The following is a 24,618-nucleotide window of genomic DNA, read 5'->3' as shown; positions in this document are numbered from 1 at the left end:
GCTGTTTCGCTCTGGCAGGATGGTCTTGATGAAGGTTCCGGGAAGCAGAATGCCGGGCCTCCGCGGCAGGAAGGTCGAGGGCCTTCCCGGTGTAACGGCAGTGGCGAGAATCGACCGGCGTACCAAGAGGCTCACCAAACGCCTCCAGCCCGGGGAAATCGCGATTATCGACCACGTCGACGTTGACCGGGTCAGCGCGGAGGCGCTCGTCGCGTGCGGCGCCGCGGCCGTGGTCAACGTCGCCAGCGGCATCAGCGGCCGTTACCCCAACCTGGGGCCCCAGATTTTGCTGGACAGCGGCGTGCCGTTCGTCGACAACGCCAATCAGGAGCTGTTCGAGCGGGTCAAGGACGGCGACGTCGTCCGTGTCTGCGAGGGCGTCGTCTACCTCGACGACGACGTGGTCGGCAAGGGCGAGCCGCAGACCCTGGAGACCGTCGAGGCGGCCATGGCCGAGGCGCGCGCCGGCCTCGCCGTGCAGATCGAGGCTTTCGCCGTCAACACGATGGAGTACGTTCGCGGTGAGGGCAAGCTTCTCATCGACGGAGTCGGCGTGCCTGAGATCCGCACCCCCATGGAGGGCAGACATGTCCTCATCGTGGTGCGCGGATATCACTACAAGGAAGACATCGCCACACTGCGCCCGTACATCCGCGAGTACCGTCCCGTCCTCGTCGGCGTGGACGGCGGGGCCGACGCGCTGCTGGAGGCCGGTTACCTGCCCGACGTGATCGTCGGCGACTTCGACTCGGTCTCCACCAAGGCCCTCACCTGCGGCGCCGAGCTGGTCGTGCACGCCTATCGCGACGGCAGGGCGCCCGGCCTGGAGCGTGTGCACCAGCTCGGCCGCGAAGCCGTCATCTTCCCCGCCACCGGCACCAGCGAGGACATCGCGATGCTGCTGGCCGACGACAAGGGCGCCGAGCTCATCGTCGCGGTCGGCACGCACGGCACGCTGGAGGAGTTCCTCGACAAGGGCCGCTCCGGCATGGCCAGCACCTTCCTCACCAGGCTGATCATCGGCAGCAAGCTCATCGACGCCAAGGGCGTCAGCAGGCTCTACCGCAGCCGCATCACCACCTCCCAACTTCTCCTGCTCGTGATCACCGCGCTGATCACCATGGGGGTCGCGCTGGGCCTCTCGCCCCTCGGCCGCACCTGGCTGAACGGCCTGCAAGACCTCTGGAACGCATTCATCTTCTGGCTGGTCGGACTCTTCTCGTGATCGATTTTCGCTACCACCTCGTCTCCATCGTCGCGATCTTCCTGGCCCTCGCGGTGGGGATCGTGCTGGGCACCACGCTGCTGCAGGGGCCGGCGGTCAAGTCCATCGAGGAGGTGACCGCGGGGCTCACCGCGTCCAACGACGAGCTGCGCGCGCAGATCGACACCCTGCGCGGGCGCGAGGCGGGCAACGACCAGTTCATCATCTCCGCCACGGGCGACCTGGTGGCCGGCGACCTGGCCGGCCAGCGGGTGCTGCTGGTCGAGTCGCCGGGCTCCAGCAACGCCGTGCGCGAGGCCTCGGAGCAGGTGCTCGACCAGGCCGGCGCGGAGATCTCCGGCCGCGTCGCGCTGAGCGAGAAGTTCTTCGACCCCAAGACCAAGGGCGTGCTCGACGGCCTGGTCAACCAGCTCAAGCCGGTCAACATGGTCTTCCCCGCCACCGCCACGAGCTGGGACCGGGCCGCCGCGCTGCTCGCGGCCACCCTGGTCACCACCGACCAGGCCCAGGGCGGCACGCCGAACCCGGCCACCGCCGACGTGCTCAGCACGTTCGAGGCGGGCGGGCTGCTCACCGCCGAGGGCGATCCGGTCAAGCGGGCCACGCTCGTGGTGATGTTCGCGCCGGAGAAGGCATACGAGGGGGAGAACGCCGAGGCCCAGGCGGGCGCCATCGTCTCCGTCGCCGACGGGCTCGACGTCGGCAGCCAGGGCGCGGTGCTGGCCGGCACGGCCGACGCCGCCGCGCCGGCCGGTGACGCGATCACCGCCGTGCGCGACGAGGGCGAGGTCTCCAAGCGCGTGTCCACGGTCGATACCGCCGACATGCCCGTGGGGCGCGTCGCGATCGTCTACTCTCTCCGGGAGCAGCTGTCCGGGCGCGCCGGCCAATACGGCGTGGGCAAGGGAGCCTCGGCCCCCGTCCCGGCGGTGACGTCCGCGACTCCGTCCCCCACCACCACGTCAGGGAGCTGACATGCCTGCCAGCCGGGCCCGTGGCCTGCTGTACGCCATCGCCGGCGCCGCGATCGGCGCCGTGGCCGCCCGCGCCGCCTACACGGCGTTCACCCGCAACCGGCCCGCCGACCTGAGCGGCCGCTGGACCAGGAAGAACCACCGGGGCGAGCCCATCACGCTGCTCGAAGGCCCCGCGTTCGCCGCGGGCGCAAGCACCGCCGCCGCGCTCACGCCCGGCCTGCCGCCGCGGGTACGCGCGGCGGCCCTGCTCGCGGGTGCCGGCAGCGCCGCGGTCGGCGCCTACGACGACCTGTACGGCACCACCTCCTCCAAGGGCTTCAAGGGGCACCTCAGCGCGCTGGCCCGCGGCGAGGTCACCAGCGGCGCCGTCAAGATCCTCGGCATCGGCGCCGGTGGCCTGGCCGCCGCCGCCCTCGTCTCCGACGGCCCCGCCGACACCCTTCTGAACGGCGCCACCATCGCCGCCACCGCCAACCTCGCCAACCTCTTCGACCTGCGCCCCGGCCGGGCCATCAAGGTCGGCCTGCTGACCGGCGGGCCGCTGCTGGCCGCCGCGCTGCTGAGCGACTCGCCCGCCACGGCCGCGCTGGCCGCAGCCCCGCTCGGCGCCGCCGCGGCGCTGCTGCCCGAGGACCTCGGCGAGCGCGCGATGCTCGGCGACGCCGGCGCCAACGCCCTCGGCGCCCTGCTCGGCCTGGCCGCCGTCACCCGGCTGGGCAGGCCCGGCCGCTACGCCCTGCTGGGCACCGTCGTGGCGCTGACGGCGGCGGCGGAGAAGGTCAGCTTCACCAAGGTCATCGCGGGCAACCGCGTGCTCAACGGCATCGACATGCTCGGCCGCCGCCCGGTCGACCCCGTGTGACCGAGGTCCGCGATTGTCGCCCCGGCCTGCCAGGATGTCTGCGTGAGCGTGGATGGCTGAGGGAGGCAGGGTGGTGGGTGCGGTGACGGCGCGGGGCGTCGCGGGCGGTGCGATGCTCATCGGGGCGATCACCGTGCTGGCGCGCGTCATCGGCTTCGCCAAGCAGTACGCCTTCGCCGGCACCGTCGGCACCAACTGCCTGTCCACGGCGTACATGACGGCCAACCAGATCCCCAACATCATCTTCGAGGTGGTGGCCGGGGGAGCGCTGGCGGGCTTGGTCGTTCCCATGCTGGCCGGCGCGGCCGGCCGGGGCTCGCGCGAGCGGGCGGGGCGGATCGGCTCGGCGCTGCTGACCTGGGTGCTGGTCGTGCTCGTGCCCGTCGGCGTGCTGCTGGCCGTCTTCGCGGGGCCGATCACGGGCTTGTTCTTCGGCGGCGCCGTGGACGGCTGCGACGTCGGCGACGTGAGCGCGGTCGCCACCCGGATGCTCGTCGTCTTCGCCCCGCAGATCCCGCTGTACGGCGTGGCCGTCGTGCTCTACGGCGTGCTGCAGTCGCACAAGCGCTTCACCGGGCCGGCGGTCGCGCCCCTGGTGTCCAGCATCGTGGTCATCGTCGCCTACCTGCTGTTCGTGCCGCTCAGCGGCGGCACCAGCGACCCGGGGGCGCTGCCGGGCCCCGCCGAGCTGGCGCTGTCGGTGGGCACCAGCCTGGGGGTGCTGTCGCTGGTGCTGGCCGTGCTCGGGCCCGTGGCGCGGCTGGGGCTGCGGTGGCGGCCCACCTTACGGTTCCCCGACGGGGTGGCCGGGCAGGTGCGCAGGCTCGCGCTGGCGGGCATCGCGGCGCTGCTCGCCCAGCAGGCGGCCATGATCGTGGTGCTGGTGCTGTCGAACCACGCCATCGGCAACGGGGCCATCGCCGTCTACAACTACGCCTGGGCGATCTACCTGGTGCCGTACGCGGTGCTGGCCGTGCCCATCGCCACCAGCGCGTTCCCCCGGCTGTCGGCGCAGGCGGGCGATCCGGAGGCGTTCGCGGCGCTGTCGGCGCGCACGACCCGGGCCGTGGTGCTGGTGTCGGGGCTGGCGGCCGGCGTGCTGGCCGCCGCGTCCGGGCCCGGCGCAGTGGTGTTCCTGGCGGACAAGAGCGAGGTGCCGCCCGGTGAGCTGGCGGCGGCGATCGCGCTGTTCACGCCCGGGCTGATCGGGTACGGGCTCATCGCGCACCTGAGTCGCGTCCTGTACGCGGCCGGCCGGGGGCGCGCGGTCGCCGTCGGCACCGTGGCCGGATGGGGCGTGGTGATCGTCGCCCAGATCGTCTTCGTGCTGGTGCTGCCCGACGGGTGGGAGATCGGCGGGATGGCGCTGGGGATGAGCGTCGGCATGAGCGTGGGCGGCGGGCTGCTCCTGCGGTCCGTCGTGGCGGCGCGCGGGCGGGCGGCCGTGGCCGGGCTCCTCAGGGCCGGGGCGGCGGCGGTCGGCGGCGGGCTGCTGGGGTACCTGGCGGGGGCCGGGGTGGTGGCGCTGCTCGGGGTGAGCGGCGTGTGGGCGAACGTGGGAGCCGCCGTGCTCGGCGCGGTCGTGGCGCTGGTCGTCGGCGGGGCCGTCGTCGCCCTGGCGGACCGGCCCGACACCGACGCGCTGACCGGGCTGCTGCGGCGGCGCGGCGGCGACGGCTGAGCCGGCGGTGATGGGATGAGGAGGGATCGGGGCGTGCGGGTGGCTTTCGTGCTGGGCACCACGTCCGGTGGCACCGGGCGGCATGTGCTGATGCTGGTGGCCGGGCTCGTCCGGCGGGGGCATCAGGTGCTGGTGGCCGGGCCGGGGAGCGTCGAGGAGCAGTTCTCGTTCGGCGAGGCGGGGGCGAGGTTCGTGGAGGTGCCCGTCTCCGATCGGCCCGATCCCGTGAACGACCTGCGGGCGGTGCTGGCGATCCGGCGGCTGACCAGGGGCGCCGACGTGGTGCACGCGCACGGGCTGCGGGCCGGGGCGCTGGCGGCGCTCGGGCGGCGGGGGCCGGTGGTGACGCTGCACAACGCGCTGACGGCCGGTGGGTTCGTGGGGGTCGTGTACGGGGTGCTGGAGCGGATCGTGGCGCGGCGAGCCGGGCAGGTGCTGACCGTCTCGCCGGATCTGGGCGAGCGGATGCGGCGGCTGGGGGCCCGGGACGTGCGGGCGGCGTTGATCGCGGCGCCGGCGCCGCGGCCGGCGACGCGGACGGCTCAGGAGGTCAGGGACGAGCTGGGGGCCGGGGATCGGCCCATCGTGCTCACCGTGGCCAGGCTGGCTCAGCAGAAGGGGCTGGAGACGCTGCTCGACGTGGCGGCCGGGCCTTGGCGGGGTGGCGAGGACGGCGCGGCGGGGGTGCTGGGTGGCGAGGACGGCGCGGCGGAGGCGCTGAAGTTCGGTGAGGATGCCGTGGCGGGGGCGGCGAGGGGCAGCGAGGACGGCGCGGCGGGGACGCGGGGGAGCGCTGCAGGGCCGGTGGAGGCGCTGGGGGGCGCTGGAGGGCCGGCGGGGGCGCTGGGGGGCGCTGGAAGGCCGGCGGGGGCGGCGCGGGAAAGTGGTGGCGGGCCGTTGTTCGTGGTGGCGGGGGAAGGGCCGTTGCGGGGGGAGCTGCAGCGCAGGATCGACGCCGAGGGGCTGCCCGTGGTGCTGCTGGGCAACAGGGACGACGTGCCCGACCTGCTCGGGGCCGCCGAGGTGCTGCTGATGCCGAGCCGGTGGGAGGGGCAGCCGCTCACGCTCAGGGAGGCGCTCATGACCGGGACCCCGGCCATCGCCTCCGACGTCGGCGGGATTCCTGAGATTCTCGGGGACGCCGGGATCCTGGTGCCGTACGGGGACGTGGAGCGGTTCCGTGCGGCCGTACGGGAGCTGCTGGAGACGCCCGGAGCTGCGCGGACGCTGGCGGAGGCGGCCGAGCGGCGGGGGCGGGAGATGCCCGGCGAGGACGAGGCCGTGGCGAGTGCGCTCGGGGTGTACCGGGCGTAAGGCCAGGAGGATGATTACGCGCGCTCCTGGCGTTCTCATATACTGCCTGGGTTAGGGAGGGGAGTATCCCTTCGCGACAGCCTCGTCATCACGGTGCAGCCCCGCTCCACGGGGCCCCCGGGGCTGCCGGTCCGCGGTTCGTGCGGGCGGGAGAGACCTCCGGCGCTGAAGCATGCTTGCCGGAGGGTCTGAGTGACTGAACCTTTGTGGGCCTGGATCGCCGTCATCGGCGGTCTCCTCGTCGTCCTTGCTGTTGACTTGTGGATCGTCGACCGCGGAGAAGCACGTGAGTTCTCCATGCGGCAGGCCGGATACTGGGTCACCTTCTACGTCGCCGCCGCCGTGGCGTTCGGCGTGCTCCTCTGGTTCACCTCCGGAGGTGACAGAGCCGGAGAGTTCTTCGCGGGTTACATCACCGAATACAGCCTGAGCGTCGACAACCTCTTCGTCTTCTTCATCATCATGAGCCGGTTCGCCGTTCCACGGGCGTACCAGCACAAGGTGCTGCTCGTCGGCATCCTGCTGGCGCTCGTGATGCGCGGCATCTTCATCGCGCTCGGCGCCGCCGCGCTCGAGCGGTTCAGCTGGCTGTTCTACGTCTTCGGCGCCTTCCTGGTCTACACGGCGATCAACATCGTCCGTCAGCACCTCAAGGGTGACCAGGAGGAGTTCAACGAGAACGTCGTGCTGCGGTGGGTGCGCCGGGCCTTCCCGACCACCGAGGGCTACGTCGGCTCCAAGGTCACCGTCAAGATCGACGGCAGGCGCATGGTGACGCCGATGCTCATCGTGATGGTCGCCATCGGCAGCACCGACCTGCTGTTCGCGCTCGACTCGATTCCGGCGATCTTCGGGCTCACGAAGGACCCCTTCATCGTCTTCACCGCCAACGCGTTCGCCCTGATGGGGCTGCGTCAGCTCTACTTCCTGCTGGGCGGGCTGCTGCAGCGGCTCGTCTACATCAGCTACGGTTTGGCGTTCATCCTGGGGTTCATCGGGGTTAAGCTCGTATTGGAGGCGTTGCACGCCAGCCATGTCTCCTGGGCGCCCGAAATTCCCATCTGGGTGTCGCTCTCGGTCATCGGCGCCACCATGGTCGTCACCACAGTGGCGAGCCTGGTCAAGGCTCGCATCGACGCGCGCAAGGGCGAGGAGCCGCATCCGGAGCAGGTCTAGCGAAATGGGCTTCGAGGCGCTTTGCTTGTGTAGTTGTGCCGTGTAATAGTTGTGGGTTCTGTAACATCACGGCAAAGCGCCCAGTCCAGTCACCACCAAAGGTTGTACGTGTCAGACGATTCTGCTAAGCCGAGCCGCATGAGGCTCGCGCGCGGGGTCTCCCCGTGGCTCCTCCCGACGGCGGCCGCGGCGGCCGCCACCGCTCTGCTGACGCGCCGGGACCGGCGATGGGCGCTCGCGGCGGTGCCGCTGAGCGCGCTCACCGGGGGCATGCTCTGGTTCTTCCGCGACCCTGACCGCACGCCGGGCGACGGTCGTGTGCTGTCGCCCGCCGACGGCGTGGTGCAGAGCATCGACCCGTGGCCCGACGGCCGCACCCGGGTCGCGATCTTCATGAGCCCGCTGAACGTGCACGTCAACCGTGCCCCCCTTGCGGGAAATGTCACCTCCGTGCAGCATGTGGCAGGTGGGTTCCTGCCGGCGTTCAACAAGGACAGTGACCAGAACGAGCGCGTGGTGTGGCATTTCGAGACCACGCTGGGCGACATCGAGATGGTGCAGATCGCGGGCGCAGTCGCGCGCCGGATCGTGCCGTACCTGAGCGCCGGGGCCAAGGTCGAGCAGGCGGAGCGGATCGGGCTCATCCGGTTCGGCTCGCGGGTCGACATCTACCTGCCCGAAGGGATCGTTCCCGCGGTGTCCGTGGGGCAGAAGACGGTTGCGGGGGTGACCAGAATTGACCGCGGCTGACGCCGGTAGCTGGCAGGCGGAAGAGGAAGAGCCTCGTGGCCCGGTCGGCAAGGCGTTCCGCCTGTCCGCCGCCGACTCGCTCTCGCTCGGCAACGCCGTCTGCGGGTTCCTCGCGGTGTGCGTGCTGGCCTACTCCGCCATCCAGCAGCTCCAGGTCGACGGCGGGCGGTTCACGCCCGCGCCCAGCTACTTCGCGACCGCCATCGTGCTGCTGCTCATCGGTGCGACGTGCGACCTGTTCGACGGGCTCGTGGCGCGGCGCTTCCGCGCCTCGGCGATGGGTGCCGAGCTCGACAACCTCGCCGACGTCATCAGCTTCGGGTTCGCGCCCGCGTTCATGGTCGTGATCTGGGGCGGGTTCACCCAGCAGGTGCCGTTCATGGCGGTGCTGGCCGCGGCCGCGGCCGTGCTCGTCGCCGGGGTCGTGCGCCTGGCCAGGTTCGCCTGCGTCAAGACCAAGAGCGGCGACTTCATGGGGCTGCCCATCCCGATGGGCGCGATGACCGTGATCTCCATCGTGCTGCTGTTCCAGCCGAGCGTCTGGTCGCTGCTGGCCGTGCTCGGCGTGGCCTGGCTGATGGTCAGCCGCATCGAGTACCCCAAGCCGAAGGGGCAGCTCGCCGCGGTCGTCCTCGGGTGGATCATGGTGAACGTGGCGTTCCTGACGTTCTGGGTGGCCTGGCCCTCGGGCGGTGACCTGCCCATCAAGATCGGCGCGACCATGCAGATCGCGCTCGTGGCCGCCATTCCCTTGCGGGTGCTGTTCTACAAGCGTGAGCAGCGCAAGGAAGCCGAGCGCATCGGGCACTACAAAGGCTAACCGATCCGTAAGTGACGGGATTTTTCGTCATATTTCGGCTTTGATGGAGCCATGTCGGCCATGCCGCGTGAGCACACGCGTACGTACCACCTCGGGAAGCTGGCCACGGAGCTGGAGCAACGCGGGCTGACCGCCCTGCTGCGGTCGCATCCGCCCGCGTTGCGCGTCTGCCACCCCGACACGTTCATGCTGGCCGAGACCGTCGACTGCGTGCCGCTCTCCGAGGGCTGGTTCTACCGCTGGTCGTGGGGCGAGCTCGTCGGGGTGACCGACGATCCCGCCCTGGCGGCCGACCGGATCGTACGGGTGCTGGCGGCCCGTTCATAGGCCGCCGGATCTGACCATGGGTGTGCCGGCGGCCCGCTCGTGAGCTGCCCGGACTGCGACCACAGGTGCCGGCGGTCCGGCGCCTTCTACCAGCCTCTGGCCTTCCAGTCCGGCAGCGCGGGACGCTCCACGCCGAGCGTGGTGTCCTTGCCGTGGCCCGGGTAGACCCAGGTCTCGTCGGGCAGGCGATCGAAGATCCGCTCCACCACGTCGGTGTAGAGCCGGTTGAAGCGCTCCGGGTCCTGCTGGGTGTTGCCGACGCCGCCGGGGAACAGGGAGTCGCCGGTGAACAGGTGCCGGCCCGCCGGGCCGCCGTCGTACAGCAGCGCGATCGAACCGGGCGTGTGCCCCCGCAGGTGGATGACCTCCAGACCGATCGCGCCGACCGTGATCGTGTCGCCGTGCTCGACCGTGCGGTCCACGGGCACGGGCAGGGCGGGCGCGTCGAGCGGATGGGCGACCAGCTGCGCGCCGGTCACCTTGGCGACCTGCTCCAGCGCCTGCCAGTGGTCGCCGTGCTGATGGGTGGTGACGATCGTGGCGACCGGCTGGTCGTTCATGAGGGCGAGCAGCCGGTCGGAGTCGGCGGCAGCGTCGATGAGCAGGCTCTCGCCGGTCTCGATGCAGCGCAGCAGATAGGCGTTGTTGTCGTACGGGCCGACGGCGAGCTTGCAGATCGTCAGCGCGGGCAGCTCGCGCACGTCGGCGGGGCCGCCGACCTGGACGTCACCTGTGTAGGTCATGGGTAGTCCTTCGGGGGCGTCGCGGGTAGATCAGCGGGGGCCGTCATCGTCAGCCACGGTGGCGGCTCTGGAAGATCGGCGCCCCCGGGACCTGGCACATGCGACTGCCCCGCGGGCAACAGACTAACGCCCTGACCCCCGGACCTGCCGGTGAGCCAGGCAAGCAGGTCTCGTGGCGTGGCGGTGACGGCGGGGCCGTGACCGAGCCCGGGCCACACCTCGGCCGTCGCCCCGCCGCCCGCGGCCCGGCCCGGGACCTGGCCGCCCGCGTCGCGGTCCATGAGGACGATCTGGCCGATCGCGCCGTGTCCCGGTGGCCAGGTGCGCAGGCAGTCGTGCAGCTCCCTGCGTACGAACGAGGCCGGCCAGTCGGCGGGGCCGTACCCGGCGGCCAGGTCCACGTGGTGGAAGCCGACCTCGCGCAGGCGGCGGACGAGCACGTACCAGGCGGGGTGGGGCGGCGGGCGCATCCCCTCCACCGTGGCCGTCCAGGCGTGCTCGGGAAGGTCGCGGACGGCGGCGGCGAAGCGGGCGGCCCCGTCCTCGACGTCGGCCAGGAGGCGGGCCGCCGGGCGGGCCGCGGCGGCCTCGATCTCGGCGGACCTGGCCTCGTGGGAGGGATACTGCGGGGTGCGGACGCCGGTCCTCGCCCAGGTGAGCAGGTTGATGTGGGAGTCGGCGTTCCTGGCGAGGTGGGCGAGGACGTGTCCCCTGGTCCAGCCGGGCAGGAGAGAGGGGGCGGCCACGTCGGCGTCGGAGAGCGACGCGGCCGTGGCCAGCAGCTGGTTCGTCGCGGCGGCGAGCTCGGCCTGCAGCGCAGGAAGGACGGTCATGTCCACGGATTTTCTCATCTAGGGTGGCTGTGCAGGGCGGGCATAAAGCCGCAGGTCAGGAGGTTGAATGTTGAAGGGCTCCGTTCTGTGGGGGAGTTGGCCGTAACCTGTGAGGGACGGATTTTCGGAGGCCGCGAAGCGGGCCGCCGAAATTGTCGGAGCCGCCGTCTACCATCCCCCGTGGACCTATCCGCCTTTCGACTTCCGGGATCGCCGTGGCAGACCGCCTCATCGTGCGTGGTGCACGAGAACACAACCTCAAGGACGTCTCGCTCGACCTGCCGCGAGACTCGCTGATCGTCTTCACCGGCCTGTCCGGCTCGGGCAAGTCGAGCCTGGCCTTCGACACGATCTTCGCTGAGGGCCAGCGGCGCTACGTCGAATCCCTGTCGGCGTACGCCCGCCAGTTCCTCGGGCAGATGGACAAGCCCGACGTCGACTTCATCGAGGGCCTGTCGCCCGCCGTCTCCATCGACCAGAAGGCCACCAGCAAGAACCCCCGCTCGACCGTCGGCACCATCACCGAGGTCTACGACTACCTGCGGCTGCTGTGGGCGCGCATCGGAAAGCCGCACTGCCCGGTGTGCGAGCGGCCGATCGCCCGGCAGACGCCGCAGCAGATCGTCGACCGCGTGATGGAGCTGGAGGAGGGCACCCGCTTCCAGGTGCTCGCGCCGGTGATCAGGCAGCGCAAGGGCGAGTATCTCGAGCTGTTCCGCGAGTTGCAGACCAAGGGCTTCGCCCGGGCTCGGGTCGACGGCACCGTGGTGCGGCTGGAGGAGCCGCCGACGCTGAAGAAGTACGAGAAGCACGACATCGAGGTCATCGTCGACCGCCTGTCGGTCAAGGAGTCGGCGCGGCGCCGGCTCACCGACTCGGTCGAGACCGCGCTGCAGCTGTCGGGTGGCACGATCACGCTCGAGTTCGTCGACCTGCCGGAGGACGACCCGGGCCGCGAGCGGTTCTACTCCGAGCACCTCTACTGTCCTTACGACGACCTGTCGTTCGAGGAGATGGAGCCGCGCTCGTTCTCCTTCAACTCGCCGTTCGGCGCCTGCCCCGAGTGCACGGGCCTGGGCACGAAGATGGAGGTGGACCCCGACCTGGTGGTGCCCGACCCCGAGCGCGAGCTCGGCGAGGGCGCGCTGCACCCGTGGTCCGGCGGCCACACCAGCGAGTACTTCTCCCGGCTGATCGAGGCGCTGGGCCACGCGATGGGCTTCACGCTCGAGACGCCGTGGGAGCGGCTGCCGAAGAAGGCGCAGAAGTCGCTGCTGTACGGCCACGACGAGCAGGTGCACGTCCGCTACAGCAACCGCTTCGGCCGCCAGCGCTCCTACTACACCACCTACGACGGCGTCATCCCGTGGGTGCAGCGCCGGCACGCCGAGGCCGAGAGCGACGCCGCGCGCGAGCGGTTCGAAGGCTACATGCGCGAGATCCCGTGCCCGGCCTGCAAGGGGGCCAGGCTCAAGCCGGTCAGCCTCGCGGTGACCGTGTCGGGCAAGTCGATCGCCGAGGTGTCGGGCATGTCGATCGGCGAGTGCGCCAAGTTCCTGGCCGCGCTCAAGCTGTCCGACCGCGACATGCAGATCGCCGAGCGGGTGGTCAAGGAGATCAACGCCCGCATGGGCTTCCTGCTCGACGTCGGCCTCGACTATCTGACCATGGACCGCGCCGCCGCCACCCTGGCGGGCGGCGAGGCCCAGCGCATCCGGCTGGCCACGCAGATCGGCTCCGGCCTGGTCGGCGTCCTGTACGTGCTGGACGAGCCGTCCATCGGCCTGCACCAGCGCGACAACATGCGCCTGCTCGACACGCTCATCAGGCTGCGCGACATGGGCAACACGCTCATCGTCGTCGAGCACGACGAGGACACGATCGCGGCGGCCGACTGGGTCGTCGACATCGGCCCCGGCGCGGGCGAGCACGGCGGCCAGGTCGTGGTCTCGGGCACCGTCCAGGACCTCCTCGCCAGCGAGGAGTCGATGACGGGGGCGTACCTGTCGGGCCGCAGGAGCATCCCGATCCCCGCCAAGCGCCGCAAGCGCGACAAGAAGCGGCAGATCACGGTGAAGGGCGCGCGCGAGCACAACCTCCAGGGCGTGGACATCGAGTTCCCGCTGGGCGTGTTCACGGCCGTCACCGGGGTGTCGGGGTCCGGGAAGTCGACGCTGGTCAACGACATCCTCTACAACGCGCTGGCCAAGGAGCTCAACGGCGCCCGCACCGTGCCGGGGCGGCACTCGCGGATCAACGGCATGGACCAGGTCGACAAGGTCGTGCACGTGGACCAGTCGCCGATCGGGCGCACGCCGCGCTCCAACCCGGCCACCTACACCGGGGTCTTCGACCACGTGCGCAAGCTGTTCGCCGCCACGACGGAGGCGAAGGTGCGCGGCTACCAGCCCGGGCGCTTCAGCTTCAACGTCAAGGGCGGGCGCTGCGAGGCGTGCGCGGGCGACGGCACCATCAAGATCGAGATGAACTTCCTGCCGGACGTCTACGTCCCCTGCGAGGTCTGCCACGGCGCCCGCTACAACCGGGAGACGCTGGAGGTCCACTACAAGGGCAAGACCATCGCAGAGGTGCTCGACATGCCGATCGAGGAGGCCCTGGGCTTCTTCGACGCGATCCCCGCGATCAAGCGGCACCTGCAGACACTCAACGACGTCGGCCTGGGGTACGTGCGGCTGGGGCAGCCGGCCACCACGCTGTCCGGCGGTGAGGCGCAGCGGGTCAAGCTCGCCTCCGAGCTGCAGCGGCGGCAGACCGGGCGGACCATCTACGTCCTCGACGAGCCCACCACCGGGCTGCACTTCGAGGACATCCGGCGGCTGCTCGGGGTGCTCGGGCGGCTGGTGGACGGCGGGAACACGGTGATCGTCATCGAGCACAACCTCGATGTGATCAAGACCGCCGACTGGATCATCGACATGGGGCCCGAGGGCGGGTCCCGGGGTGGCACCTTGGTGGCCAGCGGGACACCGGAGGAGGTCGCGCTGGTGGACGAGAGCCACACGGGGCGCTTCCTGCGCAAGATCCTCGCGCACTGAGCGGGTGTCCGCCCGCCTGCCCGTCGCGTACGGGTGGGCGGGCGTTCGGCCGGGGCAGTCGTGGCCGCAGTGCGCGGCCGCACGCCGGCCACGGGCCCACCACCCGCTGACCGGACCAAGGGGGTGCGTCAATACCCTGGTAACGGCCGCATCTCCGGGGGGCAAAGGCGACACGGGGTGCGGGCACACAGGAAGCACACGATCGGGGGCGGAGCCATGTCGGAAACCGGGCTGGGACGTCGGGAGATGCTGGGCGCGACCGGCGTCGCCGCATGCGGGCTGGCGCTGAGCGCGTGCGGATCCGGGGGCGCCGAGGCCAAGCCGAACCTCAAGGGCAGGGTCCTGGCGAAGACCGCCGACGTGCCGGTGGGCGGCGGCAAGCTGATCGAGGACCTGCGGGTCGTGGTGACGCAGCCCACGCAGGGCGTCTTCAAGGCGTTCAGCTCGGCGTGCACGCACAAGGGCTGCCAGGTCTCCACGCCCAGGGACAACGTGATCAGGTGCGCCTGCCACGGCAGCGAGTTCGCCACCGACAGTGGCAAGGCACTCAAGGGTCCCGCGACCGCGCCGCTGGCGTCCTTCGTGGTGAAGGTCGAAGGCGACGGGATCGTGGTCGCGTGAACGGGTAAATGTGCGTAGTCACCGGGATTGGCCTCGGGCACGCTGAACCGGCGCCAGGGCGCTGGCCGTACCTGAAGTGAAAGCCAATCTGGGAGGACGCACCATGACGGAAACGACGCGCCGGACGGTGATGCTCGGCGCAGGCAGCGCTGGGCTGGCTGCGGTTCTGACGGCCTGTGCCAGCTACGGCTCGCCGACGACAGAAGCCGACGTCGAGCCACCTGCCGCCGATGAGCCGTCGTCCGAGGCGCCGAAGAAGAAGAGCGAGGCCAAGCCGAAGGCGCTGGCGAACACCAGTGACATCCCCGAGGGCGGCGGGAAGGTCTTCAAGAACCAGAAGATCGTGGTGACGCAGCCGACGGCGGGGGAGTACAAGGCGTTCAGCGCGGTCTGCACGCACCAGGGCTGCACGGTCGACGAGGTCGCCGACACCATCAACTGCCCCTGCCACGGCAGCGCGTTCAGCATCACGGACGGCTCCGTGGCGAACGGGCCCGCGACCGAACCCCTCGAGGAGAAGCAGATCGAGGTCGACGGCGAGAAGATCAGACTCGCCTGAGAAAGGTCTCATGAATTTCTCACCTTGGTTCGCTTGGGTGAGCTGCATGGCAGATGACCTTCAGAGCCGCAGGGCGGTGTTCGCAAGCGTCGGAGCGGGTGGCCTGGCGCTTGCGATCACCGCGTGCAGCGGCGGTACGGACACCGCGACGACGGCGGGAACCGCTACGGAATCGAGCGCGCCGCAGCCCGGCGCGAGCACGTCAGCGTCCAGCGCACCGCAGGCAGGTGGCGCGCTGGCCAAGACCGCCGACATCCCCGTCGGCGGCGGCACGATCTTCAAGGAGCAGAAGGTCGTGGTGACGCAGCCCACGGCCGGGGAGTTCAAGGCGTTCAGCGCGCTCTGCACGCACAAGGGCTGCCCGGTCGGCAGCGTCGAGGGCGACGCGATCGTGTGCCCGTGTCACAACAGCAAGTTCGCCATCACCGACGGCTCCGTCACGGCGGGGCCGGCGGAGAAGCCGCTGGCCGCTCAGCAGATCAAGGTCGAGAACGACGAGATCATGCTGGCCTAACCGGGGTCGCGCCCGCCGTACCTGCGCGAGGCGTACGGCGGGCAACCTTGTCGGTAAGGGCTACTAGGCTGACATGCGTGGCGAGATCGACGGGTAGCACCTTGAGTTTCCGGCCCAAGCCGGGCTCCATCCCCGAGTCCCCCGGGGTCTATCGGTTCAGGGACGCGCACGGCCGGGTGATCTACGTCGGCAAGGCCAAGAGCCTGCGCCAGCGGCTCAACTCCTACTTCGCCGACTTCTCCGCCCTGCACCCGCGCACCCAGACCATGCTCACCACGGCCGCCGACGTCGACTGGACGGTGGTCGGCACCGAGGTCGAGGCGCTGCAGCTCGAATACTCCTGGATCAAGGAGTTCGACCCCCGCTTCAACGTCAAGTACCGCGACGACAAGTCCTACCCCTACCTCGCGGTCACCATGGGCGACGACTTCCCGCGGGTGCAGGTGATGCGCGGCGCCAAGCGCAAGGGCACCCGCTACTTCGGCCCGTACTCCCACGCCTGGGCCATCCGCGAGACCGTCGACCTGCTGCTGCGGGTCTTCCCCGTGCGCACGTGCAGCAGCGGGGTGTTCAAGCGAGCCGGGCAGATCGGCCGGCCGTGCCTGCTCGGCTACATCGACAAGTGCTCGGCGCCGTGCGTCGGCCGGGTCACGCCCGACGAGCACCGCGCGCTGGCCGAGGACTTCTGCGACTTCATGGCGGGCAACACCGGCCGCTTCATCAAGCGGCTGGAGAAGGAGATGCGCGAGGCCGCCGCCGAGCAGGAGTACGAACGGGCGGCGCGGCTGCGCGACGACATCCAGGCGCTGCAGCGCGCGCTGGAGAAGCAGGCCGTGGTGCTCGGCGAGGGCACCGACGCCGACGTGATCGCGCTGGCCGAGGACCCGCTCGAAGCCGCCGTCCAGGTCTTCTACGTGCGCGGCGGCCGCATCCGCGGGCAGCGCGGCTGGGTGGTCGACAAGGTCGAGGAGAGCTCGCCCGGCGAGCTGGTCGAGCAGTTCCTGCTGCAGATGTACGCCGAGGCCAGCCCCGACGCCATGCCCCGCGAGGTGCTGGTGCCCGCGCTGCCGCCCGACAGCGAGGCGGTCGCCGAGCTGCTGACCGAGCAGCGCCGCGCCCGGGTCGAGGTGCGGGTGCCGCAGCGCGGCGACAAGCGCTCGCTGATGGAGACCGTCGAGCGCAACGCCAAGGAGTCGCTCGCCCAGCACAAGATCCGCCGCGCCAGCGACCTGACCACCCGCAGCAAGGCGCTGCAGGAGATCGCCGACGCGCTCGACCTCGACCAGGCGCCGCTGCGCATCGAGTGCTACGACGTCTCCCACCTCCAGGGCGAGAATGTGGTGGCGTCCATGGTGGTCTTCGAGGACGGCCTGGCGCGCAAGAGCGAGTACCGGCGCTTCGCCGTCAAGACCAAGGAGGGCGACGTCGCCTCGATCCACGAGGTGATCATGCGCCGGTTCCGCCGCTACCTGGAGGAGCGCTCCGCCACGGGAGAGCTGGCCGCCGACGACGACGACGGGCACGGGCCGATCGACCCCGAGACGGGCCGGCCGCGCAAGTTCGCCTACCCGCCCAACCTGGTCGTGGTCGACGGCGCGGGCCCGCAGGCGGCGGCGGCGCAGCGAGCGCTCGACGAGCTCGGCATCGACGAGGTGTCGGTGTGCGGGCTGGCCAAGCGGCTGGAGGAGGTGTGGCTGCCCGGCGACGACCAGCCGGTGATCATGCCTCGTTCAAGTGAGGGTCTCTACCTGTTGCAACGGGTCCGCGACGAAGCACACAGGTTCGCCATCACCTACCATCGTTCCAAGAGGTCCAAGACGGTGAAGGAGAGCGCGCTCGACGGCGTGCCCGGCCTCGGGCCGGCGCGCAGGCAGGCGCTGCTCAAGCACTTCGGCTCCGTGAAGAAGCTACGCGAGGCCACTGCCGCCGAAATCTGCGAGGTTCCCGGCATCGGCCCGTCCATCGCCGAGGTCATCGTGTCGACGCTGAAGGGAGAGTCACCTTGATCTCGCCAGGATGCCAGGGTGTCGTCCGCGCCCACGAGGTGGGGCGATGAGCACCGAGCCCGCGTTCGTCATCGTCACCGGCATGTCCGGGGCGGGGCGCAGCACCGCGGCCAAGGCCCTAGAAGACCTGGGCTGGTTCGTCATCGACAACCTGCCGCCCGGGCTGCTGTTCGCCATGGCGGAGGAGGCCGGCAAGGTCAAGCTGGCCGCCGACAAGGTCGCGGCCGTGGTCGACGTGCGCAGCCTGGCCTTCACCACCGACCTCAACGCGGCCATCGAGGAGCTGGAAGGGCGCGGCGTGCGCGTGCGCGTCGTGTTCCTGGAGGCCAGCGACGAGGAGCTGGTGCGCAGGTTCGAGAACGTGCGCAGGCCGCACCCCCTGCAGGGCGAGGGGCGGCTGGTCGACGGCATCGCCCGCGAGCGGGGGATCCTGCGCGAGGTGCGGGCCAACGCCGACCTGGTGATCGACACCTCCACGCACAACGTGCACGACCTGCGCAACAAGATCGTCGCCTACTTCGGCGGCGAGGACCGGCCGGGGCTGCGGCTCAACGTCGTGTCCTTCGGGTTCAAGTACGGCCTGCCGGTCGACGCCGACCTCGTGGTCGACTGCCGGTTCCTGCCCAACCCGCACTGGGTGCCCGAGCTGCGGCCGATGAACGGGCTCGACCCCGCGGTCAGCGACTACGTGCTCGGGCAGCCGGGTGCCAAGGAGTTCCTCGACGCGTACGAGGAGGTCCTGGAGGTGGTCGCGGCCGGATACACGCGCGAGGGCAAGAGCTACGCGACGCTGGCGGTCGGCTGCACGGGTGGCAAGCACCGCAGCGTGGCCATGGCCGAGCAGGTGGCCGCCCGGCTGCGTGACCGCGGGATGGAGGTCCAGGTGAGCCACCGGGATGTGGGGCGGGAGTGACCGATGAAGGCGTCGAAGCTGCTCTGCCGGATCCGGTAGAGGGCCGTCCGGAAGCTGCGCCGCGTCCCGCCCGACACGGTGAGCAAGGTGACGCGCCCGAAGCCGTACGGGCGCGTGGCGGGAAGACCGGCGTGCCGGAGGCGCGGGCAGGAGTGGCCGGGGTGCCGGAGGCCGGGGAGGCGCGTGACGGGCAGCCGCGGTATTCGGGGTTCGGGCCATCCGTGGTGGCGCTGGGTGGCGGGCACGGGCTGTACGCGTCCCTTTCGGCATTACGGATGGTCACCGACCGGTTGACCGCCGTGGTCACCGTCGCCGACGACGGCGGGTCCAGCGGGCGCCTGCGGCGCGAGCTGGGCGTCCTGCCGCCGGGTGACCTGCGCATGGCGCTGGCCGCGCTGTGCGGCGACGACGAGTGGGGCAGCACCTGGAGCGAGGTCGTCCAGCACCGCTTCCGCAGCGAGGGCGAGCTGCACGGGCACGCCGTCGGCAACCTGCTCATCGTCGCGCTGTGGGAGCTGCTCGGCGACCCCGTGGCCGGGCTCGACTGGGTCGGGCGGCTGCTGGGCGCGCACGGCCGCGTGCTGCCGATGGCCTCGGTGCCGCTCGACATCGTGGCGGAGGTGGAGCTCGACGGCGTCATCTCCACCGTACGCGGGCAGGTGGCGTGCGCCCTGACCCCCGGGCGGGTGCAGGCCATCTCGCTGGTGCCGGAGGACCCGCCGGCGCGGCCGGAGGCGGTCGCGGCGGTGGTGGAGGCCGACTGGGTCGTGTTCGGGCCCGGGTCGTGGTTCACCAGCGTGCTGCCGCACCTGAAGGTGCCCGAGCTGGCCAGGGCGCTGCATGCGACCAAGGCCAGGCGGCTCGTCACGCTCAACCTCGCCCCGCAGGCGGGCGAGACCGACGACTTCTCCCCCCAGCAGCATCTGGAGGTGCTCCGGCAGCACGCCCCCGAGCTGTCGATCGACGTCGTGCTCGCCGACACCGGGATCGTGGACGATCCCGACGCGCTGGAGAAGGCCGCCGCCGCGCTCGGCGCCCGGCTCGTCATGGCCGACGTCGCCGCCGCGGACGGCTCGCCGAGGCATGACCCACGACGTCTTGCCTCCGTCCTGGACGAGATTTTCCTCTCGAAGCGTTGATCCTGGTCGGCGTGGCGCGAAGGTGCGAGAGACTCGAAGGAGCCGGTCTGAATGGGGGAGAGGACTAACGCATGGCGATGACAGGTGTGGTGAAAGACGAGCTGAGCCGTCTGCCGGTGCTCAAGCCGTGCTGCCGGAAGGCGGAGGTCTCGACGTTGTTGCGGTTCGCGAGCGGTCTGCACCTGGTGGGCGGGCGGATCGTGATCGAGGCCGAGCTCGACACCAACGCCACCGCACGGCGGCTGATCAAGGACATCGGAGAGGTGTTCGGCCACAAGGCGGAGGTGCTCGTGCTGGCGCCCGCCGGGCTGCGCAAGGGCTCGCGCTACGTGGTGCGCGTCTACCGCGACGGTGAGGCGCTGGCCCGGCAGACGGGTCTGATCGACAACCACGGCCGCCCGGTGCGCGGCCTGCCCCGGCAGGTGGTGGCGGGAGCCTCCTGCGACGCGGAGGCGGCCTGGCGCGGCGCCTTCCTGGCGCACGGCTCGCTGACGGAGCCGGGGCGCTCCATGTCGCTGGAGGTGACCTGCCCAGGGCCCGAGGCGGCGCTGGCGCTGGTGGGGTCGGCGCGGCGGCTGAAGATCCACGCCAAGGCGCGCGAGGTGCGCGGCGTGGACCGGGTCGTGGTGCGCGACGGCGACGCGATCAGCGCGCTGCTCACCCGGCTCGGCGCACACGACAGCGTGCTGGCCTGGGAGGAGCGGCGGATGCGCCGCGAGGTGCGCGCCACCGCGAACCGGCTGGCCAACTTCGACGACGCCAACCTGCGGCGCTCGGCGCGGGCGGCGGTGGCGGCGGGCGCGCGGGTGCAGCGGGCGCTGGAGATCCTCGGCGACGAGGCGCCGGACCACCTCGTGGTGGCGGGGCGGCTGCGGGTGGAGCACAAGCAGGCGTCGCTGGAGGAGCTGGGGCAGATCGCCGACCCGCCGCTGACCAAGGATGCCATCGCGGGGCGCATCCGGCGGCTGCTGGCGATGGCCGACAAGCGGGCGTCCGATCTGGGCATCCCCAACACCGAGGCGAATCTCACCGTCGACATGCTCTCCCCATGATGTGACGTTACGGCAAGCCCACGAGGGCCCACCCGCCGCACGTGGCCGGGCCCTGTCCAGGGGGACGCTCCTCCGGTGGAGGCGGCGGGGCGCCGTGACGCGCGCACGGTGGACCGTGGGCGTGGTGAATCGGGTCGGCGGCCCGCCTGGGCGGTCAGTCCCTGGCCGGGTCGCGGGGGGTGAAGAGGTCGGCTGAGGGCTTGGGGGCGGGTTGCTGGGCGGGCTCGAAGGGAGCCCGGTACTCCGGCTCCTGCTCCGCCTCCGCCTCCGCCCGCGTGGCCGCCTCGGCGCGCTGGGCGCGGCGGACGCGGACGACGCGCAGGGTGACCAGGGCGAGGGCCGCCAGGGCCGCCACGGCGATGCACAGCCAGGCCGCCCAGGTCTCCGTCAGCGCGCCCCGGTACAACGACAGGGCGTCCCCCAGGCCCGCGTTGAAGTTCTCCAGCGTGACGTCCCCCACCTCGACGGAGGGGCGGCCGGGGGTGCGCAGGGCGGCGCCGTCCATGACGGCCTTGCCCGTCACCTGGCCGGCCGCCACGGCGCCGCCCGCGTACAGGGCGGCGACGGGGAGCAGGGTGAGGCTGCGCGGGCGGACGGCGCCGATCGCGAGCGCCACCACGACGGCGATCAGCAGCGACAGCGCCAGCGAGACGGGCAGCCCGCCGCCGAACGACATGACGGCGCTGGGCAGGCGCTGCTGGAACAGGATGGCCGCCCCCAGGCCCGCCGCGCACAGGAGCGCGGCGAGCAGCCCCACGATCAGCCCCGAGAGTAGGCCGGACCGCTTATGTGACATCTCAGCCCCCAGAGAATGCACGAATTTACTCCGACGAGTCGGGCACTTTACTCGAACCTCGCAAAACGTGCCGCCAGAACGGTGATTCACACCGTGGGACCTGCAGTGGTCTAAACCAATTTGGGTCCGATAAGGTTCGTGGTTGAGGTTTCAGCCCGCCATCTGTTCGAGGAGATCGGTTCCCGTGAGCATCCGCGTAGGCGTCAACGGCTTCGGCCGCATCGGTCGCAACTTCTGGCGCGCCGTCGCTGCCAGCGGCAAGGACATCGAGATCGTCGCGGTCAACGACCTGACCGACAACGCGACGCTCGCGCACCTGCTGAAGTACGACAGCATCCTGGGCCGCCTGCCGTACGAGGTGAAGGCCACCAGCGACGAGATCACGGTCGACGGCAAGGCGATCAAGGCCTTCGCGGAGCGCGACCCGGGCAAGCTGCCCTGGGGCGACCTCGGCGTGGACATCGTGGTGGAGTCCACCGGCCTGTTCACCGACGCGACCAAGGCCAAGGTGCACGCCGACAACGGCGCGAAGAAGGTCATCATCTCCGCGCCGGCCAAGAACGAGGACGTCACCATCGTGATGGGCGTCAACGACGGCGCCTACGACCCGGCCCAGCACACGATCATCTCCAACGCCTCGTGCACCACCAACTGCCTGGCGCCGATGGCCAAGGTCATCCACGACACCTTCACGATCGAGAAGGGTCTGATGACCACCATCCACGCCTACACGCAGGACCAGAATCTCCAGGACGGCCCGCACAAGGACCTGCGCCGCGCCCGCGCCGCCGCGCTCAACGTGGTGCCCACCTCCACCGGCGCCGCCAAGGCCATCGGCCTGGTGCTGCCCGAGCTGAAGGGCAAGCTCGACGGCTTCGCCATGCGTGTGCCGATCCCCACCGGCTCGGCCACCGACCTGACCGTCGACGTCAGCCGCGACGTCACCGTCGAGGAGGTCAACGCCGCGGTCAAGGCCGCCGCCGAGGGCCCGCTCAAGGGCATCCTCAGCTACACCGAGGACGAGATCGTCTCCTCCGACATCGTGACCGACCCCGCGTCCTGCATCTTCGACGCCGGGCTCACCAAGGTGATCGGCAACCAGGTCAAGGTCGTCGGCTGGTACGACAACGAGTGGGGCTACTCCAACCGGCTCGCCGACCTGATCGAGCTCGTGGGCCGCGGCCTCTGAGCGTCCGGCTGAACGGGAGCATGAGCATGCGCACGCTCGACGATCTCGACGTGAAGGGGCGGCGCGTGCTCGTGCGCGCCGACCTCAACGTCCCCCTCGACGGGGAGACGATCACCGACGACGGCCGCATCCGCGCGTCGGTGCCGACCATCAAGACCCTGGTGGAGCGCGGCGCGCGGGTCGTCGTCTGCGCCCACCTGGGCAGGCCCAAGGGCCAGGTCAACCCGAAGTACTCGCTGCGGCCCGTGGCGGCGCGCCTCGGCGAGCTGCTCGGCCAGGACGTGGCCTTCGCCACCGACGTGGTCGGCGACAGTGCCCGGAGCACGGTGGAGGCCCTCCAGGACGGCCAGGTGGCCCTGCTGGAGAACCTCCGCTACGAGCCGGGCGAGGAGTCCAAGGACGACGCCGTGCGGGGCGAGTTCGCGGCGAAGCTGGCCGGGCTGGCCGAGCTGTACGTCGGCGACGGCTTCGGCGCGGTGCACCGCAAGCACGCCAGCGTCTACGACGTGCCCGGGCTGCTGCCGCACGCGGCGGGCGGGCTCGTGGTGGCCGAGGTCGAGGTGCTGCGGAAGCTGACCGAGGACACCGAGCGGCCCTACGTGGTCGTGCTGGGCGGCGCCAAGGTCTCCGACAAGCTCGGCGTCATCGCCAACCTGCTGACCAAGGTCGACCGGCTGCTGATCGGCGGCGGCATGGCGTACACGTTCCTCAAGGCGCAGGGCCACGAGGTCGGGAAGTCCCTGCTCCAGGAGGACCAGCTCGACCAGGTGCGCGGCTTCCTGGAGGAGGCCGGGCAGCGCGGGGTGGAGCTCGTGCTGCCCGTGGACGTGCTGGCGGCGGTCACCTTCGCCGCCGACGCCGAGCACGACGTGGTGGAGGCCACCGCCATCCCGGCCGACCGGGAGGGCCTGGACATCGGGCCGAAGACCCGCGAGCTGTTCGCCGCCAAGCTGGCCGACGCCCGCACCGTGTTCTGGAACGGGCCGATGGGCGTGTTCGAGTTCGACGCGTTCTCCGGCGGCACCAGGGCGGTGGCCGAGGCGCTGATCGGCTCCGAGGCCTTCACCGTGGTGGGCGGGGGCGACTCGGCGGCGGCGGTGCGCAAGCTCGGGCTGCCCGAGGACGGGTTCTCGCACATCTCCACCGGCGGCGGGGCCAGTCTCGAATACCTTGAGGGCAAGACCCTTCCCGGACTCGCGGCTCTGGAGGACTAGTTGACCCAGCGCAAGCCGCTCATCGCCGGCAACTGGAAGATGAACCTCAACCACTTCGAGGCCATCAAGCTGGTCCAGAAGCTGGCCTTCGCGCTCAACGACAAGGACTTCGACAAGGTCGAGGTCGCCGTCCTGCCGCCCTTCACCGACCTGCGCAGCGTCCAGACCCTGGTCGACGGCGACAAGCTCAGGATCGTCTACGGCGCCCAGGACCTGTCCCAGCACGACGCCGGCGCCTACACCGGTGAGGTGTCGGGCGCCATGCTGGCCAAGCTGGGCTGCACGTACGTGACGATCGGGCACTCCGAGCGCCGGCAGTACCACGGCGAGGACGAGGACCTGATCAACGCCAAGGTGCAGGCCGCCTACCGGCACTCGCTGGCGCCCATCCTGTGCGTGGGCGAGCAGCTCGCGGTGCGTCAAGCGGGGGGCCACATCGCGCACTGTCTCGCCCAACTCGACGGCGCGCTGCGCAAAATCAGCGCCGAGCAGGCAAAATCGATAGTGGTGGCCTACGAGCCGGTGTGGGCGATCGGCACCGGCGAGGTGGCCACCCCGGAGGACGCCCAGGAGGCGTGTGGAGCGTTGCGGGTGAGACTCGCTGAGCTCTACGACGCCGAAGTGGCCTCTGGGGTCCGTATCCTTTACGGTGGCTCGGTCAAGTCAGGCAATATCAAGGGGATCATGGCTCAGCCGGATGTCGATGGCGCCCTCGTGGGAGGCGCCAGCATCGACGCCGATGAGTTCGCGAAGATCTGTCGATTCTCCGATATGCCCGGCTAACTGAGCCGTTCCGGGGGTGCGACTTGACATCAGGTCGTACCCTCAAGAGGCAAGTCTGAATCGTCACG

23 protein-coding genes are annotated in these 24,618 nt (G+C 70.9%); 20 read left to right on the top strand and 3 right to left on the bottom strand.

The genetic code is table 11. The annotated features are described in order from the left end of the window. The first annotated feature begins 28 nt into the window (after positions 1 to 28). From steA to LCN96_RS36275, 9 genes are all read left to right on the top strand, one after another. Positions 29 to 1,225, top strand: a complete 1,197-nt coding sequence (gene steA, locus LCN96_RS36315) for a putative cytokinetic ring protein SteA (protein ID WP_225266941.1) — start codon at positions 29 to 31, stop codon at positions 1,223 to 1,225. After that, positions 1,222 to 2,199 carry a copper transporter gene (locus LCN96_RS36310; protein WP_225266940.1) on the top strand — a complete coding sequence of 326 codons (978 nt, stop codon included), beginning with the start codon at positions 1,222 to 1,224 and terminating at the stop codon, positions 2,197 to 2,199. Before steA ends, LCN96_RS36310 begins: the two co-directional genes overlap by 4 nt. Position 2,200: 1 nt before the next feature. Continuing rightward, on the top strand, positions 2,201 to 3,064 hold the full coding sequence (locus LCN96_RS36305) for a hypothetical protein (protein WP_225266939.1): 864 nt from the start codon (positions 2,201 to 2,203) through the stop codon (positions 3,062 to 3,064). Positions 3,065 to 3,134: 70 nt separating this feature from the next. Then, positions 3,135 to 4,745, top strand: coding sequence for a murein biosynthesis integral membrane protein MurJ (gene murJ / locus LCN96_RS36300; RefSeq protein WP_225266938.1), 1,611 nt, complete (start codon positions 3,135 to 3,137; stop codon positions 4,743 to 4,745). 33 nt (positions 4,746 to 4,778) lie between these two features. Beyond that, the gene (locus tag LCN96_RS36295) at positions 4,779 to 6,059 is read left to right on the top strand and encodes a glycosyltransferase family 4 protein (RefSeq protein ID WP_225266937.1); all 1,281 of its coding nucleotides are present in this window, start codon (positions 4,779 to 4,781) and stop codon (positions 6,057 to 6,059) included. Between the two features lie 192 nt (positions 6,060 to 6,251). After that, positions 6,252 to 7,235, top strand: coding sequence for a TerC family protein (locus LCN96_RS36290; protein ID WP_225266936.1), 984 nt, complete (start codon positions 6,252 to 6,254; stop codon positions 7,233 to 7,235). 138 nt (positions 7,236 to 7,373) lie between these two features. Beyond that, positions 7,374 to 7,985, top strand: coding sequence for a phosphatidylserine decarboxylase (locus tag LCN96_RS36285; RefSeq protein ID WP_225266935.1), 612 nt, complete (start codon positions 7,374 to 7,376; stop codon positions 7,983 to 7,985). After that, positions 7,972 to 8,805 (top strand): CDP-diacylglycerol--serine O-phosphatidyltransferase, encoded by an 834-nt coding sequence (pssA, locus tag LCN96_RS36280; protein ID WP_225266934.1) that lies wholly within the window; start codon positions 7,972 to 7,974, stop codon positions 8,803 to 8,805. Before LCN96_RS36285 ends, pssA begins: the two co-directional genes overlap by 14 nt. Positions 8,806 to 8,865: 60 nt before the next feature. Further along, on the top strand, positions 8,866 to 9,132 hold the full coding sequence (locus tag LCN96_RS36275) for a hypothetical protein (RefSeq protein WP_225266933.1): 267 nt from the start codon (positions 8,866 to 8,868) through the stop codon (positions 9,130 to 9,132). 86 nt (positions 9,133 to 9,218) lie between these two features. Here LCN96_RS36275 and LCN96_RS36270 read toward each other — a convergent pair whose 3' ends face one another. Next, positions 9,219 to 9,875, bottom strand: coding sequence for an MBL fold metallo-hydrolase (locus LCN96_RS36270; RefSeq protein WP_225266932.1), 657 nt, complete (start codon positions 9,873 to 9,875; stop codon positions 9,219 to 9,221). Next, entirely contained in the window at positions 9,872 to 10,708 is an 837-nt protein-coding gene (locus LCN96_RS36265; protein WP_225276138.1) for a maleylpyruvate isomerase family mycothiol-dependent enzyme, read from the bottom strand. Before LCN96_RS36265 ends, LCN96_RS36270 begins: the two co-directional genes overlap by 4 nt. A gap of 215 nt (positions 10,709 to 10,923) precedes the next feature. On the opposite strand from LCN96_RS36265, the gene uvrA reads away from it, so the two are divergent. The 8 genes from uvrA (at position 10,924) to whiA (ending at position 20,568) form a co-directional block, all read left to right on the top strand. After that, complete coding sequence (gene uvrA, locus LCN96_RS36260; protein WP_225266931.1) at positions 10,924 to 13,764, top strand: excinuclease ABC subunit UvrA; 2,841 nt, start codon at positions 10,924 to 10,926, stop codon at positions 13,762 to 13,764. 216 nt (positions 13,765 to 13,980) lie between these two features. Next, positions 13,981 to 14,385 (top strand): Rieske (2Fe-2S) protein, encoded by a 405-nt coding sequence (locus LCN96_RS36255; protein WP_225266930.1) that lies wholly within the window; start codon positions 13,981 to 13,983, stop codon positions 14,383 to 14,385. Between the two features lie 76 nt (positions 14,386 to 14,461). Then, positions 14,462 to 14,944, top strand: coding sequence for a Rieske (2Fe-2S) protein (locus tag LCN96_RS36250; RefSeq protein ID WP_318528326.1), 483 nt, complete (start codon positions 14,462 to 14,464; stop codon positions 14,942 to 14,944). A gap of 46 nt (positions 14,945 to 14,990) precedes the next feature. Beyond that, a complete protein-coding gene (locus LCN96_RS36245; RefSeq protein ID WP_225266929.1) occupies positions 14,991 to 15,458 on the top strand; it encodes a Rieske (2Fe-2S) protein in 468 nt (155 codons plus the stop codon). A 101-nt stretch (positions 15,459 to 15,559) separates the two neighbouring features. Beyond that, the gene (gene uvrC, locus LCN96_RS36240) at positions 15,560 to 17,464 is read left to right on the top strand and encodes an excinuclease ABC subunit UvrC (RefSeq protein WP_404823988.1); all 1,905 of its coding nucleotides are present in this window, start codon (positions 15,560 to 15,562) and stop codon (positions 17,462 to 17,464) included. A 46-nt stretch (positions 17,465 to 17,510) separates the two neighbouring features. Continuing rightward, the gene (gene rapZ, locus LCN96_RS36235) at positions 17,511 to 18,377 is read left to right on the top strand and encodes an RNase adapter RapZ (RefSeq protein ID WP_225266927.1); all 867 of its coding nucleotides are present in this window, start codon (positions 17,511 to 17,513) and stop codon (positions 18,375 to 18,377) included. A gap of 221 nt (positions 18,378 to 18,598) precedes the next feature. Then, on the top strand, positions 18,599 to 19,516 hold the full coding sequence (locus tag LCN96_RS36230) for a gluconeogenesis factor YvcK family protein (RefSeq protein ID WP_225276136.1): 918 nt from the start codon (positions 18,599 to 18,601) through the stop codon (positions 19,514 to 19,516). A 71-nt stretch (positions 19,517 to 19,587) separates the two neighbouring features. Then, positions 19,588 to 20,568 (top strand): DNA-binding protein WhiA, encoded by a 981-nt coding sequence (gene whiA / locus LCN96_RS36225; protein WP_225266926.1) that lies wholly within the window; start codon positions 19,588 to 19,590, stop codon positions 20,566 to 20,568. Between the two features lie 154 nt (positions 20,569 to 20,722). Here whiA and LCN96_RS36220 read toward each other — a convergent pair whose 3' ends face one another. After that, positions 20,723 to 21,364 (bottom strand): hypothetical protein, encoded by a 642-nt coding sequence (locus tag LCN96_RS36220; protein WP_225266925.1) that lies wholly within the window; start codon positions 21,362 to 21,364, stop codon positions 20,723 to 20,725. Positions 21,365 to 21,548: 184 nt separating this feature from the next. Between LCN96_RS36220 and gap the strand changes: the two genes are divergently transcribed. From gap to tpiA, 3 genes are read left to right on the top strand one after another with little or no spacing between them, the layout of a single operon-like run. Continuing rightward, complete coding sequence (gene gap, locus LCN96_RS36215; RefSeq protein WP_225266924.1) at positions 21,549 to 22,553, top strand: type I glyceraldehyde-3-phosphate dehydrogenase; 1,005 nt, start codon at positions 21,549 to 21,551, stop codon at positions 22,551 to 22,553. 26 nt (positions 22,554 to 22,579) lie between these two features. After that, a complete protein-coding gene (locus LCN96_RS36210) occupies positions 22,580 to 23,767 on the top strand; it encodes a phosphoglycerate kinase (protein WP_311132005.1) in 1,188 nt (395 codons plus the stop codon). Continuing rightward, positions 23,768 to 24,550: a triose-phosphate isomerase gene (gene tpiA / locus LCN96_RS36205; protein WP_225266922.1), complete on the top strand. Its 783-nt coding sequence runs from the start codon at positions 23,768 to 23,770 to the stop codon at positions 24,548 to 24,550. Positions 24,551 to 24,618 lie beyond the last annotated feature (68 nt).

The organism is Nonomuraea gerenzanensis (assembly GCF_020215645.1).
Lineage (GTDB): Bacteria > Actinomycetota > Actinomycetes > Streptosporangiales > Streptosporangiaceae > Nonomuraea > Nonomuraea gerenzanensis.
This window is presented reverse-complemented; position numbering and strand designations above follow the sequence as displayed.

Bases quoted from the DNA above. Each gene is read 5' to 3' on its own strand.
- steA (WP_225266941.1), top strand. From the start codon at position 29: ATGAAGGTTCCGGGAAGCAGAATGCCGGGCCTCCGCGGCAGGAAGGTC.
- whiA (WP_225266926.1), top strand. From the start codon at position 19,588: ATGGCGATGACAGGTGTGGTGAAAGACGAGCTGAGCCGTCTGCCGGTG.
- LCN96_RS36210 (WP_311132005.1), top strand. From the start codon at position 22,580: ATGCGCACGCTCGACGATCTCGACGTGAAGGGGCGGCGCGTGCTCGTG.
- LCN96_RS36270 (WP_225266932.1), bottom strand. From the start codon at position 9,875: ATGACCTACACAGGTGACGTCCAGGTCGGCGGCCCCGCCGACGTGCGC.
- LCN96_RS36245 (WP_225266929.1), top strand. From the start codon at position 14,991: ATGGCAGATGACCTTCAGAGCCGCAGGGCGGTGTTCGCAAGCGTCGGA.
- LCN96_RS36255 (WP_225266930.1), top strand. From the start codon at position 13,981: ATGTCGGAAACCGGGCTGGGACGTCGGGAGATGCTGGGCGCGACCGGC.
- LCN96_RS36305 (WP_225266939.1), top strand. From the start codon at position 2,201: ATGCCTGCCAGCCGGGCCCGTGGCCTGCTGTACGCCATCGCCGGCGCC.
- LCN96_RS36220 (WP_225266925.1), bottom strand. From the start codon at position 21,364: ATGTCACATAAGCGGTCCGGCCTACTCTCGGGGCTGATCGTGGGGCTG.
- rapZ (WP_225266927.1), top strand. From the start codon at position 17,511: ATGAGCACCGAGCCCGCGTTCGTCATCGTCACCGGCATGTCCGGGGCG.
- LCN96_RS36265 (WP_225276138.1), bottom strand. From the start codon at position 10,708: ATGACCGTCCTTCCTGCGCTGCAGGCCGAGCTCGCCGCCGCGACGAAC.
- LCN96_RS36275 (WP_225266933.1), top strand. From the start codon at position 8,866: ATGCCGCGTGAGCACACGCGTACGTACCACCTCGGGAAGCTGGCCACG.
- LCN96_RS36285 (WP_225266935.1), top strand. From the start codon at position 7,374: ATGAGGCTCGCGCGCGGGGTCTCCCCGTGGCTCCTCCCGACGGCGGCC.